The organism is Ekhidna sp. (genome assembly GCF_965227465.1).
In the GTDB taxonomy this organism is placed as follows: domain Bacteria; phylum Bacteroidota; class Bacteroidia; order Cytophagales; family Cyclobacteriaceae; genus Ekhidna.
This window is the reverse complement of the sequence record NZ_OZ245746.1, coordinates 725,262-739,555: the sequence shown is the minus strand read 5'-3', so window position 1 is coordinate 739,555 and position 14,294 is coordinate 725,262. Positions and strand designations below refer to the sequence as shown.

Genomic DNA, 14,294 nt, shown 5'->3' with positions numbered 1-14,294 from the left:
GTAATCCTTCGTAATGGAGGGTGGGAATGAAAGTTTGGCGGGCCAGCGCAGGCCTGTGGGCTGATAGCTTTCAAACTTTCTTGACCTTTTTGCTTCGTTTTTGGGTCAAGCCAAAAATGAAGACTTAAAAGAGCGATAGAACACCCATTGAATTTACCACGGATGCTATCTAAACTCATTGACCAATTCATTTGAAAACTCATTCAGATCACTTCAATTCTAAATTGCAATATCAAAACCATGCAACAACACAATCCTCACCCCCACATACAAAACAAGAATAGCCGTAAGCCTCCGAATGATGTTGAGGTTCATCTTTATCGAAAGCTGTGAACCAACCAACCCTCCAAGCATCACCGCAATGATAATTCCGCTCGCAAATGAGGCATTCAACTGAAACGTATCATTAACAACCAACCCCGTAATTCCAGCCAAAGAATTAACCAAAATGAAAAAAGAGGCCAGCGAAGCAACCGTCATCGCATTCTGCCACTTCATCAAGTTAAGGGTAGGTGATAAAAAGATCCCTCCCCCTATGCCCACCAGCCCGGATAACATGCCAATACCTCCTCCTAAAACCATTCTTTTAGAAGTATTGAGGTTCGATGACTTTCCCTTTTTGATAATGGACTGAGCAAGCATGGCCACAGCTGCAAGGATCAAAGCGATTCCCAAAATGATGAAAAATACCTGTTCTGTCAGTCTAAGCTGGGCCCCAAAAAAAGCCATTGGAATGCTTAGCAATAGGAACGGCCAGAAAAGTGACAACTTAAATACTCGTTTCCTTAAAAAAACAATCGTTCCAATGGTAACCACGATTACATTGAGCACCAGTGCCAAGGTTCTGATTTCATAAAAATCAGTCAATACCAAACTCAAAATAGCCAGGTAGCTGGAGCCTCCTCCAAACCCGATGGAGGAATAAAAAAGTGCTATAACAAAAAACAACCCCAGGAGTACATACTCGTTCATTGCGTACTGTATCCCCCTTTCATTTGAAATACCTTTATTTCCGGATTTTGCGCAGCTATAATTGCTGCAGCTTGACGGGTAGCATTCCCTTTATTACAAACCAGGATTACTTCTTTATCAACCTTAAAGTCTGTCAACTCATCCATTGGTCGATTCTCAAAACGATCATCGTGATTTTGACTATACTCAACCTTCGATCGCACATCTATTAAATGATATCGTTTCAGGTCCATTTCGGTTAGTTCTTGCCAGGTCAACCAGGATTCCTGGCGGGGCTCCTTTTTTGGTTCGGGCTTGGTGATTGGGGCCAATTCAAATACATGGTGCTCGGTATTGATGGCATCTACCACCAATAATTTTCCCACCAAAGGTTGACCAATCCCTGTCAGGATTTTTACCGCTTCCATGGCCTGGTACGTGCCAATGATTCCTGGCAACACACCCAACACTCCGATCTCATTGCAATTATCCACTTTCGCTGAGTCATCCGGATACACGTCTCGATAGCTGGGACTGCCTTCGTCGTTGAACACACTTACATGCCCTTCGTGTTTGTAAAGCGCTCCATAAACAAATGGAATTTCATTTGCTACGCACACATCATTGATGATGTATCGCGTTTCAATATTATCCGTACAATCAATTACCAAATCACACCCTGAAATTAGGTCGTTGGCATTTTGTTTTTCGAGCATTTGAGTCGTCACTTCAATGGATACTTCAGGATTCAAGCCTTTTAACCGTTCCTTAGCTACTTCTGCTTTTTTCTTACCCACATCAGCGGTGGAATAAAGCACCTGACGCTGCAAATTGCTTAGCGAAACATCATCTCCGTCAACAATTCGGATAGTTCCAACGCCCATTCCTACCAGATACTGAAGCACGGGTACGCCCAGACCTCCGGCTCCAACCACTACCACTTTGGCATCCAGCAATTTCTGCTGTCCCACTGCTCCAAAGTCCGGGAGCACAATCTGCCGTTGGTAGCGCTCAGTGTTCATTGAATCAATGACTTGGCAAACTCGTATTCGTCAGGGTTGTTCGCATTGTACAACTCCTGATCATCCTGAGGGTGTGTCAGATGGACTGAATGATTCATCATGAATTTGCGCGGACACCTCATGTCTTGTTCGATATGAAATTCCTCCAAAACCGGACGAGCATGCCCTTCCCAAATGGCTATTAAAGGCTCAGGTAATCCGGTCTCCCGAGTAGCCAGTGAAGTTCCCAGGGCCGTTTGATCACGATTTTTGATCAGCTGATCTATCGTTTGGTCAGTCACAAAAGGTAGATCTACCGCTAGCACCAGCCACGCCTTATCAGGATGTGCACGCATGGCACTAATAATGCCATTGATCGGTCCTTTGGTATCCAGACTATCCTCAATTACCTGATCAGTAAATCCAACCGATTGTCCTTTTCGAACTGAAACGAATGCCTTGGAAAGTTTAGCCTGGAGTAGGTCGAACAAATATTCCACTTGTGGTTTGCCATGATAATTTAGCGCAGACTTATCCGTCCCCATGCGGGAGCTTTGGCCGCCCATTAATACCAATCCATACAATTCATCGCTTGAAGTCACGCTTCCCTCCTTTCTTTTCCTGTAATTGTGTTGGTCCAATGATGATGTCGTGAGACAGAGCCTTGCACATATCATAAATGCATAATCCGGCAACAGATGCACCGGTTAAAGCCTCCATTTCTACACCTGTTTGACCGGTCGTTTTCACCAGACAGGTGATACTAAATCCATTTTCGATTGGCTGAATATCAATATCAACTTTGGATATTGGAATGTTGTGACACAGCGGAATCAAATCAGATGTTTTCTTGACCGCTCCAATCCCGGCTAAAACTGCCGTCTGAATCAGGCTTCCTTTTTTTGTATTAAAGCCATTCTTTTTAATGGTTTCAAAAGCCTCTGGAGAGAATTTTACTGTGGATGTTGCAACTGCAATACGCTCAGTTATCTTCTTTCCACTCACATCCACCATGTGGACGTCCCCCTCTTTGTTTATATGTGTTAACTCACTCATCCTCCTAATTTGGTCATGGATAAATACTCTTTTTCATTTTCCTCAGCTGCCGCAAACCCATCCTTAGGTTTATTGGCCACCGCAACCATCAATGCCTCTTTCACTTCTTCTCTAGAAGCACCGGATCGTAATATGTCTCTCAAATTCAACTGGCTATGTCCATACAGGCAGGTGCGGATCTCTCCAGTTGCCGTCATCCTCAATCGATTGCAATCCCCACAGAACGTTCGACTAAAAGATGGAATCACACCAAATGAACCTTTAAACCCGGCTATTTGATAATTCTGCGAGGTAGAATGCGGGCCATCGATCATTTTTGTAAAATCATGTTCCTTCTCTATGACTGAAAGAATGTCTTTATAATTCATCGGGGTTTCCACCTTCCCTCCTAAGCCATTAAAAGGCATTTCTTCAAGGAATCGAACAGATACAAGATGCTCTTTTGCAAGTTCAATCAATGGAAGGATCTGATCTTCGTTAACACCCTCCATCACGACACAATTCACCTTCAGGTTAAAATCCCTGGCTATCATTTCATATAAAGCAGCCGAAACCTCTTCGTATTCATCTCTTCGGGTGATCTCTTTAAATTTCTGTCGATCCAGACAATCCAGACTTACATTGATATCCTTGACCCCAAGTGATTCCAGTTCATCCAAATGAGGACGAATCAATGTCAAATTAGAAGTGATACTGATTTTTTCCAGATAGGGCTTTTTAGATAGCTCCTTGATGAAATACATCAGATCGGCTCGAACAAACGGTTCTCCTCCGGTCAACCTGATTTTGCTAATCCCCATTTCACCCATCACATCCACAAGGTTCAGCAATTCCTCATAGGATAAAATATGCTCTTTGGGCTCGAACACCATTCCACGCTCCGGCATACAATAGGTGCACCTTAGGTTACACCTATCGGTCACCGATAGCCGGAGATAGTTAATCTCTCTTCCGAATTTGTCTTGCAGCTTCTTCATCCCACTACTCGATTTAAAAAGCCTGAATAACTAAACAAAAAACCGTCATTCAGAGGCTTTAGCGATGAATTTGGGCTGGAAAGCCGTAGGAATCTCCCGAATAAGGGGACTCCACGCCCTCTTTTATTACAGCTCTTGGAGGGTAAGAGGGCTCTGAGTGACGAGTTAATGGTTTTTTGTGTTTGCTTCATGGCACTCAGGTAATTCATGGTGTAGGTGAAACCCAGTGACTACTGTCGGTGAAAAATTCTTTCTTCCAGATGGGAACCGATTTCTTTAATTCATCGATCAGGAACTGACAGGCCGGAAAGGCTTCCTTCCGGTGAGAAGATGCTACTCCCACAGCCACCACCGGATCTCCAACTTCCTTCTTCCCTACTGCATGGATCATGACCGCTTGATGCAGTCCCCATTTTTCAATCGCCTCTTGCCGGATCTTTTCCATCTCAGCCAGTGCCATTTCATCATACGCTTCAAAACTCAAATCAGTCACCTCCGCATCTTCGCGTTGCGGGGTGTGATTTCTCACTGTACCCACGAATACGCACGTACCCCCTGCTTTTGTATCAGCAAGCAGCTTATACACCTCATTGAGGTCAATATGTTCAACTAATTGTACCAATGTTTTACCCTCCGGATACTGGTGGTATCAGGGCGATTTCATCGCCGGGGCTAATGGGGTCCGGGTCCTGCACATACTTCTTGTTTACAGCTATCGCAACCGTGGACCATACAATGGTGGGGTACTCGTTACCTAAGTAATCTCGCAGTGATTTTACATCGATCAACTCCCTATTTACCAACAACTCAGATCCCAATACCTCCTTCACATGACCAAAAGCTTTCACCACTATCATATAAAGTAAAAATAGGCATTTACTTTATAAACAACATCCCAATTCCCTTGCCATGCGAGTGACGAGCGAGACTTGGGAATCCTATTATTCAGATTCATAATTGGAAGAGAACAAGCATCAAGCGTCGGATCTGGCGCTCCCGCTATCCGTTTTATCTTTTGCACCACCCACTCCCCAACCCAATGCAAAAGGATGCCACTCCTATCGGGTCTAGATGGAAAGAGTGGTGCTTCGATCAACCCTATTCCCTTGCGAGCGAAGTATGAGTGAGACTTGGGAATCTTAAAGTCTTATAATCCTGTATGAAGTGATTCCCATGACTCAAATGGCTAGCGCCATTTTCCCAAGGGAATAAGGAGTAGAAGAAAGGGCACTATTTTAACCACTCCCCTATTCCCTTGCGAACGAGGAACGAGTGAGACTTGGGAATCTCATAACCATTAGGCGCATCATTAAAGGGGATTCCTATGACTCGACCTCCTTGCAGTCAATCTCCCAAGGAATACGGTGCTTATTGCAGATCACTTACCACCTCAAAAAGATCTTTAAGAGTTGGATTGAAATCCCCAATTAATTTGTCCTTCCAGGCACGATTCCACTTTTTAATCTTGTACTCCCGCTCCCTAGCTATTTCAATGCGTTCATAAAACTGATAATAGATTAGGTCTGTACAGTTATACTTTTTTGTAAACTCCGAACCAAAGCCATTTTTATGTTGATAGGCTCGATTATACAGATTATCCGTGGAGCCGACATAAACCACACTTCGACTCTTGTTCGACATAATATAAACGTATCCACCTTTAGCCATAGAATCCTAAAACTATAAATTCTAGCCCTATTCCCTTGCGAGGAATAAGTCAAACTACAACACATCCCTACTCTCTTGCGAGCGAGGTATGAGAGAGACTTGGGAATCTCACCATAATCAATATCTATCATAAAAATAGATTCCCATGACTCAAATGGCTGGCGCCATTTTCCCAAGGGAATACGGGTGAGCAGAAAAGACACTAATTAACCACTTCCCCTATTCCCTTGCGACTGAGGTACGAAGGAGACTTGGGAATCTCATAACCATTAGACGCATCATTAAAGGGGATTCCTATGACTCGGCCTCCTTACAGTCGGTCTCCCAAGGGAATACGGATATTTGACAGACTCTCCTCAAGGATTCCTATCTTTATATCCTATGCCAGCGCACAACCATCTACATATTAAAGACAAACCTAAAGTCTCCGTAGGACCAAAATCTGTAGCTAACGCCAGCCGGATGGTCCTGAAAGCTATGCCGCCTTGGAAAGCACTGAAACTGTTGCGAAAACTGAACCAAAAAAAGGGCATTGACTGTCCTGGATGTGCCTGGCCTGATCCTGATAAGCGATCCAAATTGGGCGAATTCTGCGAAAACGGGGTAAAAGCCATCGCTGAAGAAGCACAGCATAAGCTGGCAGGAGAAGCCTTTTTCAAACAGTATACCATTGAGTCCCTCAAAAAACAAAGCGACTATTGGCTGGGTCAGCAAGGCAGACTTGCCCAACCGATGATCAAAAAAGAAGGCAGTCCGCGATACGAACCGATTGAATGGAATGAAGCTTTCAATCTTATTGGTGATCATCTAAAATCTCTGCCACATCCCGATGAAGCGGTTTTCTACACCTCCGGGCGGACCAGCAATGAAGCAGCATTTCTTTATCAACTCTTCGTACGTAAGTTCGGAACCAACAACCTCCCCGACTGCTCCAACATGTGCCACGAATCCAGTGGCGTGGGACTGACTGAAACATTAGGCATAGGCAAAGGATCGGTGACGCTCGAAGATTTTGAACATGCAGAAGTCATTCTTATCTTCGGTCAAAACCCGGGCACCAATCATCCCCGAATGCTGAGCTCGCTGGAGAAAGCGAAGCGAAATGACGCTAAGATTATCGTGATCAATCCTTTGAAGGAAGTCGCATTGATGAAGTTCAAAAATCCCCAAAAAATCAAGGGTTGGATTAGCAAGGGAACCGATATCGCAGACCTCTATCTTCAAATCAAAATCAATCAGGATGTAGCCTTATTGAAAGCATGGCTGAAGCTACTTCTGGTAGATGAAAGATGTTTGGATCGAAAATTCATTGCTGCTAATACCGAAGGATTTGAAGCTTTGAAAGCTGACCTGGAACAGTATTCATTGGATGATCTAATCAGTCAAACAGGCCTATCCAAAGAAGATGTGCTTTTAAGTTCACATTGGTTGGCAGCCAGAAAGAAAATAATCGCCTGTTGGGCGATGGGACTCACACAACATGTTAATGCCGTGGACAACATTCGGGAGATAGTAAACCTGCTCTTACTGAAAGGAAGCATTGGCAAAAAAGGAGCAGGTACTTGTCCGGTCAGAGGTCACAGCAATGTGCAGGGTGATCGCACCATGGGTATTTGGGAACGACCTACTAAAGCCTGGACGGATAAACTGAAGGATGCTTTCAATTTTGATCCTCCAGAGTCGCCCGGATATAATGTGGTGGAAGCCATTGAAGCTATGAATGATGGAAAAGTGAAGTTTTTCATGGCGCTCGGAGGAAATCTTTTACCTGCTGCACCAGATACTCTCTTAACAGAACAGGCATTGAAGAAATGTGACCTGACCGTTCACATCAGCACCAAGCTTAACCGAACACATTTAGCACCCGGTAAAACTTCGCTGATTCTTCCTTGTCTCGGAAGAACGGACAAACACATTCAGAATGGTAAGGAGCAGGTAGTGACCGTTGAAAATTCCATGGGAGTAGTCCATGGTTCGCATGGCAGTCTTACTCCCCCATCCAAACATTTAAAGAGTGAGCCGGAAATTGTGGCTTCTATCGCAGCAGCCACATTGGGTAACGATGATATCAACTGGTCAGGATTAATTGAAGACTATGACAACATCCGGGACTTGATTGCTAAAGCCATTCAGGGATTTGAAAACTACAACGAACGACTTAAGAACGATAATGGCTTTGAGCTACCGAATGGTGCTCGAAAGGGAGAATTCAATACGCCTTCCAAAAAAGCAGCTTTCTCCATTAATCAACTAGCAGAATCCATTCCGGAAGGACACAAGTATGTGATGATGACGATTAGGAGTCATGATCAATTCAATACCACTGTGTATGGATTAGACGATCGTTATCGTGGCATCTTTGGTGGACGGAATGTGGTCTTTATGAACGAAGGTGATATGAAAGCAGAAGGACTTGAAAAAGAAGATGTTGTTGAACTATCCAATCACTATGGATTAGAGCGAAAAGTGGCCGGATTTACAGTTGTTCCTTATGAAATACCGCAAGGATGTGTGGCAACTTATTTCCCTGAAGCCAACCCATTGGTGCCTCTGCATCTAACTGCCAGGAAAAGTCATACGCCGGCATCCAAGTCTGTGGGAGTGAATATTAAGAAGCTTTGAAATGAGTGAACTCGTACTAAAGATTGCAGATGAATCCGACTTGCCAGCTATGATGGAAGCTGGGGATGCACTCTTTGATTATCCAGTCAAACTCGACAGAGCAAAGGAGTTTTTACAAGACCCAAGACACCATTTAGTATTGGCGTATTTTGATGAAAAGTTGGTCGGCATGGTGTCCGCTTTCGATTATGTCCATCCTGATAAGAATCCAACGCTATTTATCAATGAAGCAAGTGTACTAGAAGATTTTCAAGGACGAGGAATCGGGAGAAAGCTTATTAAATCCATGTGTGAACATGCTAAATCAATCGGGTGTAATGAAGCCTGGGTTGCCACTGAAAAATCGAATATGGCAGCCAGAAAAGCTTATGTAAACGCCGGAGGAATAGAAGATGAAGAGGATGTTGTGCTTATTGAGTTTGATCTAAATAATTGATTCAGGCCAGATTCCCATACCCAATCTGATCGCCATCGTTATCAAATAGGTTATAAGCCGGACCATCTTTCCTGATTCCATGAGAGGTTAGATTACCATTCATGTCGTACATATTGAACCGATGCGTGTCTAGCATCTTACCGTATCCCAATTGATCACCTTTTTGATCATAAATATGGAATTCAATATCATTACTCATTCGTAAGTAGGAAATGAAGTTTCCATCGAGATCGTAGTTGTTATATTGTTCGCCAGCCTTCATAGTCTACAAGGATTTACACAAAAATTAAAGGCAGGGTTTGTCCTGCCTTCAAGGTTGGCAACTGCTTAAAATATTAAGCTAGCTGTACCAACAACGCTTTATCTGCGGTCCTGTCAAAAGGACATAGTAAATGTAGCTTGATCAGCACTTAATCAATATGATCTAAATCAGACGAATTTCTTAAATAAATCATTTTCATGTATATGAAATAGATATATAGATATAAGGTTCTTATGATTCAAAACTTATCCTGCGAAGAGAGTGATAGCAAGTATCGTCAGATACACCACCAATAAGATTTTCTTAGCCTTCATTTTTTCTTTTATTAGTCCTTAGAAATTAATAACGTAAACTGTCAAGAGTGTTGCATTTTTTATGTGAAATCTTCAGATGTTTAGACGTAATTGAGCTAATCAAAGCATAATGAATTAATTATAGCGAAATCAAAGCGATGTTTACCTTTTGATATCATTGAACACCTAATTATTGATAACCCAATACATACGATTATGAAAAATTTTGCTTTCAAAGTTTTGAATGCTTTACCCACTGTAGCAATTACAGCTTTGTTTATTACCATCATCACTAGCTGTAACACAGATCACGATTATATTTTTTTGGAAGAGCCAAAAGATTTACTGTCTGCCTCTCCTGAGATTTTCGATTATCTCAGCTGTCAGGACTTTGACCTCACAAATGCCAAATTATACGATGAGCATGTATTGATTCAAGAAGACATAGCTATTCGATTGGATGTGATTTTAAAGAATATTGAGGAGGCCAAGCAAAGCTCTTCAGGTGGTAGAACTTCTCAGTTTGTGGTCAATACAGGTTCGGTTGTATCATTCAACAACGTAATGAATATTTATTATCATATCAATAGCAGTGTTGAAACAATACCAGGTAACTGGAAAGCGGCTATCCGAGCAGCAATTCAAGATTGGGAAGATCTTCCCTCTTGTCGTATTAGCTTCAATGAAATTACCAAAGCCAAAGCTGCAGATCTTACATTCTATGCTAGCAATACTAGCAGTACAAACCTCTCATCTTGTGCTAAAGATTTTTCAAGCGGAGCGCATGCAAGAGCTGAATACCCAGGGGGAGGACAACCCGGACGATGGATTGTAATAAATAGCAATCCAACATCTCAGACCCAAGGTCATCGAGAGTCTGTAATACGTCATGAACTAGGTCACACTTTGGGCTTTAGACATGACAACCCTTTTAGCTATGTTGAACCAGTTAACTACTCTGGTTGTGGGAATATGGTTTTGGGGGCAAATAGGTTAGTGGGTACTCCAATAAACGATGATACATCTATTATGACCAGAAGTATACCAAATAATGAAACAAGACATTTGAGTAGTGACGATGCAAAGGCTTCCACCTATCTGTATCCTGCTGGGTATACAGCACCTAAAATCAGTACGGTGACTCAAACATATAGAACATCATATTCAAAGGATGTAGAAATCACAATGAGCAATCCCTCAGTCCGAATGTACCGCTACCGTGTTGAGAGACTGGCACCTTGGAGTAGCCAAGTCTATCAAAGTGCTGAGTATACTACCACAAGTAATACATTTCTACTAAGTAACGTACCTCATGGCACTTGGAATTTCCGCATCACATCCTTGAATTATGCACGCGATGCATCTATGACGGGCATTTCAAAAATGATGACTATTCAATAATAGTCAACCTTGTGTTAATACAACAAGCCCTAATCTGTTTTAGTTGAGGGCTTTTTTGAAGTTATTGCTCGAGTTTAATTATCATTCTAGCAATCAGGGGTTTGTGAACTGCTTTCCCTTAAGCTTGGATCTGATAGGATATGGGATAAAGTGTGGCACCTGCTTTGATTGATTTGTCTAGAGGAAGAACATACATTACTCATAATGAGTCAATTTGGCTTAATCCATTTGATTACCTCTAATTATTTAGGCTCAATAATTGCTCCAATTTTGATAGTATCTTAGCATCAAACCTAACAACCATGAAATTTTTCTTGCCAGCAATCGCATTGCTATTTTCAGTTTGTACAGTGCATGCACAACAAGAAACAAGTGACTTCTCAACTGAAGCATTTGAAACTAGTGTCAATATCTTTTTAGAAAATGAATCTTTTGATAGTGCCTCGTTTTATAATCAAAAGTTGTTGAAAAAGTACCTACAAACTGAAAAATGGAAGAATTATGTGGTAGCATTAAATAGGCAGATCACCATTTTTATCGGCTTGCAAAATTTGGATCAGGCGAAGCAATCAGCTGAACTAGCTGTCAAACATGCAAACCAATACCTGGGTGATCTTTCAATCGAACTTGCTGACGCTTACGCTCAATTTGGAGATGTGTATTTTTATGAAAATGACAATGAAAAAGCGCTAGAATATCAAAATAAAGCCATCGGAATTTACCAACAGCTTCAATCTGAAGATAGTCTCAATATTGGGCATGCGTACTTTACCATAGGGAAAATTCACAAAAGATCTCAAAACCTTGAAAAAGCAATTGAATTTGTCAAGAAAGCTGCGAGTGTTTGGACAGCTGCTGAGAAAGATCACCGAGTAATTGATTCTTATGACCTCCTAGGTAGTGTTCACTTAATAAAAGGTGACCACTTCATTGCAATAGACTATTACGAAAAAGCACTTGAGATGCGACATGAGGTGTTTCCCGATACATCAAGTACAACATATGGAATATCTTATAGTCAATTAGGACAGGCATATGCTCAAATTGGGGAGATTGAACAGGGCGTATTTCACCATGAAAAAGCACTCAGAATTTATGTAAATAATTTACCGAAAGACGATCCCAGTCTTGCGGAAATGTACGGCAATCTTAGCCATGGATATACTCAAAATGGACAGTATAATAAAGCCCTGGATTATGCATTGAAAGACTTAGAAATAACCACAAAAGCATATGGAGATAAGCACCCCGACCTTATTACCATCTACGACAATATAGGACTGGCCTATCGATATAAAGAAGAATTTGAAAAGGCACAGCACTATCACACCAAGGCTGTAGACTTTGGATTAAATCATTTATCGGAAAATCACCCCGGCCTGGGAGCAAGCTATCTCAATCTTGGGGTTGCTCAGAACGCTTTAGGAAAACGAAAAACTGCTTTTGAAAATTATGAGAAGGCTCTCAATATCTATTCTGTTAACTATGGCGAGACACATTGGATCCTTGCGATCATTTATTCCTACATGGGAAATTTCTACTTGGAAGCGGGTGAATTTGAGGCTGCTAAAAAATATTATATCAAAGCATTAGTTGTAGAGGAATCAAATTTTGGTAAGAAAAATGCCTTTAAAGCAAGTACCTACGGATTTATTGGACAAAGTTTTAAAGGACTAAAGGATTATAAACAAGCACTTTCCTATTTTCAAAATTCCTTTATCGCCAATGTTTTGGACTTTGAAGATTCATTGATATCGTCCAACCCAAACTATGAGAATGCAATTAATAAGGGCTACTTGTTGACATCCCTAATTGAAAAAGCCGAAAGTTTGATATTGCTATACAAGGAAACAGGAAACCTAACGTACCTAATTCAAGCTCAAGACACCTATGATAAATGCTCAGAACTCATTGAAGTGAGAATCAAATCCCGAAATAGAAGCCTTGACAAAAGTGAATTGGGCGGTAGAGCTAACCGCATTTACACAGGTGCTATTGTTGCTAATCATTTAAACTATGCACATGATCCAAAGGATACTTTGCTTGAAAAAATGTTCCATTATATGGAAAAAAATAAAGCTTCTATTCTGACGCTCAATTTAAGAGACTCAAAAGCTAAAGACTTTGGAAATATTCCTATATCCTTATTAGAAGCAGAACAAATGCTTTTGTCAAAACAATCTTATTTTAAATCAAATATTTTGAAAGCAAGGCAATCGAATGATTCCACACAACTAATTAAAAATGGAGAACTTCTCACTGAAATAAATCTGAAAATTGATTCTCTGGTTATTGCCCTAGAAACTAAATATCCTGCATATCATCAGTTGAAATATCAAAATGAAACCATATCTACGGTCGAAGTTCAAAATAAAATGAGCCCTAATCAGGTGCTCATTGAATATGTGGAGAATGATAGCATATTGTACATATCGGCAATCAGTAAAAATAAGTTTTGGGTGGAGTCTTTTAGTAAAGATTCAACTTTCGTTGCAGCAGAAAATCTATTTGTTACCAGCTTAAATCCAGAAATGTTGAAATTGGACTTCTCAATTCACTATTCACAATTTACTAAATCAGCTCACCATCTATATCAGAAGCTTCTTCAGCCTATACTTGAGAAGGTCTCGGCTGATGTGAATCACCTAATTCTCATTCCAACTGATGAGCTGTCTCATATCCCTTGGGATCTTTTTATCCAAAACGCTCCAAATGAAGGTCAAGACTATAAAAACTTAAACTACGTTCTCAATAATTATTCCGTAAGCTATGCTCATTCTGCTACTCTGTTGCTTCAAGATGGAGGTAATCCAGCTTCAAATAAGGACATATCTGTGCTGGCGTTTGCTCCCTCTTACTCTGGAAGCCAAGGTGAGCAATACAGAAACTTAGCACCTGTTTTTAGAAATGAGATGGGGCCTTTAGAATGGACAGAATACGAAATCAACGAAATCAATAAGCTCTTTCCAGGAAAATACTTAAGTGGAGAGCAGGCAACAGAGGCAAATTTTAAAAAGACTGCTAATAGTCATGGTATCCTTCACCTTGCTATGCACGCTTTTGTAGACGATGAAAATCCGATGCAATCTAAACTTGTTTTCTATCAGGATAACGACAGTATTGAGGACGGAATGCTACATACCTATGAGCTATTTAATATGAATATTCCTGCTCAAATGGCTGTATTGAGCGCCTGTGAAACTGGGCTTGGAAAAATTCAAAAGAGCGAAGGAGTCATGAGTCTTGGACGGGCGTTTTCTTATGCAGGTTGTCCTAGCATTGTGACAAGCCATTGGTCGGTAGATGATCAGTCAACTTCTGAGCTTATGACTTTCTTTTACAAATACATTGCTGATGGTATGAGTAAGGACAAGGCACTGCAGCAAGCTAAGCTTGACTTCCTGTCGAGTACCAATGGGCCCAAGACACATCCCTATTATTGGGGTGGTTTCGTGGTGCTGGGAGATACTAAACCTCTTTCCGGAAAGACAAACTACACGTTCATAATCCTGGCTGTTATCATGGTTATTATTCCGGTTGGAGTTTGGTGGTCCATGCGAGACGCTAAGGCTGCATGAATTAAGTGATGTTGAAGTTTGCATTAAAAAAACCCAGTCTCTCGACTGG

13 protein-coding genes are annotated in these 14,294 nt (G+C 41.4%); 4 read left to right on the top strand and 9 right to left on the bottom strand.

From position 1 onward, the window contains the following. Positions 1-219 precede the first annotated feature (219 nt). The 8 genes from ACO05G_RS03420 to ACO05G_RS03385 all read right to left on the bottom strand — a co-directional run bounded on the left by ACO05G_RS03420 (position 220) and on the right by ACO05G_RS03385 (position 5,653). The gene (locus tag ACO05G_RS03420; protein WP_421764696.1) at positions 220-972 is read right to left on the bottom strand and encodes a sulfite exporter TauE/SafE family protein; all 753 of its coding nucleotides are present in this window, start codon (positions 970-972) and stop codon (positions 220-222) included. Continuing rightward, the gene (locus ACO05G_RS03415; RefSeq protein WP_421764695.1) at positions 969-1,973 is read right to left on the bottom strand and encodes a HesA/MoeB/ThiF family protein; all 1,005 of its coding nucleotides are present in this window, start codon (positions 1,971-1,973) and stop codon (positions 969-971) included. The genes ACO05G_RS03420 and ACO05G_RS03415 overlap by 4 nt, the downstream gene beginning before the upstream one ends. Then, the gene (gene mobA, locus ACO05G_RS03410; RefSeq protein ID WP_421764694.1) at positions 1,970-2,554 is read right to left on the bottom strand and encodes a molybdenum cofactor guanylyltransferase; all 585 of its coding nucleotides are present in this window, start codon (positions 2,552-2,554) and stop codon (positions 1,970-1,972) included. Before mobA ends, ACO05G_RS03415 begins: the two co-directional genes overlap by 4 nt. Further along, complete coding sequence (gene moaC, locus ACO05G_RS03405; RefSeq protein ID WP_421764693.1) at positions 2,538-3,008, bottom strand: cyclic pyranopterin monophosphate synthase MoaC; 471 nt, start codon at positions 3,006-3,008, stop codon at positions 2,538-2,540. The genes mobA and moaC overlap by 17 nt, the downstream gene beginning before the upstream one ends. Next, a complete protein-coding gene (gene moaA / locus ACO05G_RS03400) occupies positions 3,005-3,985 on the bottom strand; it encodes a GTP 3',8-cyclase MoaA (RefSeq protein ID WP_421764692.1) in 981 nt (326 codons plus the stop codon). The genes moaC and moaA overlap by 4 nt, the downstream gene beginning before the upstream one ends. 205 nt (positions 3,986-4,190) lie before the next feature. Continuing rightward, on the bottom strand, positions 4,191-4,607 hold the full coding sequence (locus ACO05G_RS03395; RefSeq protein ID WP_421764691.1) for a molybdenum cofactor biosynthesis protein MoaE: 417 nt from the start codon (positions 4,605-4,607) through the stop codon (positions 4,191-4,193). 4 nt (positions 4,608-4,611) lie between these two features. Beyond that, positions 4,612-4,842 (bottom strand): MoaD/ThiS family protein, encoded by a 231-nt coding sequence (locus ACO05G_RS03390; protein ID WP_348284750.1) that lies wholly within the window; start codon positions 4,840-4,842, stop codon positions 4,612-4,614. A 511-nt stretch (positions 4,843-5,353) separates the two neighbouring features. Then, positions 5,354-5,653: a GIY-YIG nuclease family protein gene (locus ACO05G_RS03385; RefSeq protein WP_421764690.1), complete on the bottom strand. Its 300-nt coding sequence runs from the start codon at positions 5,651-5,653 to the stop codon at positions 5,354-5,356. A 381-nt stretch (positions 5,654-6,034) separates the two neighbouring features. On the opposite strand from ACO05G_RS03385, the gene ACO05G_RS03380 reads away from it, so the two are divergent. Next, positions 6,035-8,275 carry an FdhF/YdeP family oxidoreductase gene (locus tag ACO05G_RS03380; protein ID WP_421764689.1) on the top strand — a complete coding sequence of 747 codons (2,241 nt, stop codon included), beginning with the start codon at positions 6,035-6,037 and terminating at the stop codon, positions 8,273-8,275. A gap of 1 nt (position 8,276) precedes the next feature. Continuing rightward, positions 8,277-8,711 (top strand): GNAT family N-acetyltransferase, encoded by a 435-nt coding sequence (locus ACO05G_RS03375; RefSeq protein ID WP_421764688.1) that lies wholly within the window; start codon positions 8,277-8,279, stop codon positions 8,709-8,711. A gap of 1 nt (position 8,712) precedes the next feature. On the opposite strand, the gene ACO05G_RS03370 is transcribed toward ACO05G_RS03375, so the two are convergent. Then, entirely contained in the window at positions 8,713-8,973 is a 261-nt protein-coding gene (locus ACO05G_RS03370) for a hypothetical protein (RefSeq protein ID WP_421764687.1), read from the bottom strand. A gap of 509 nt (positions 8,974-9,482) precedes the next feature. Here ACO05G_RS03370 and ACO05G_RS03365 point away from each other — a divergent pair. Together ACO05G_RS03365 and ACO05G_RS03360 are read left to right on the top strand one after the other, a co-directional pair. Then, entirely contained in the window at positions 9,483-10,667 is a 1,185-nt protein-coding gene (locus tag ACO05G_RS03365; protein ID WP_421764686.1) for a M57 family metalloprotease, read from the top strand. A gap of 302 nt (positions 10,668-10,969) precedes the next feature. Beyond that, the gene (locus ACO05G_RS03360; RefSeq protein WP_421764685.1) at positions 10,970-14,245 is read left to right on the top strand and encodes a CHAT domain-containing protein; all 3,276 of its coding nucleotides are present in this window, start codon (positions 10,970-10,972) and stop codon (positions 14,243-14,245) included. Positions 14,246-14,294: the final 49 nt, after the last annotated feature.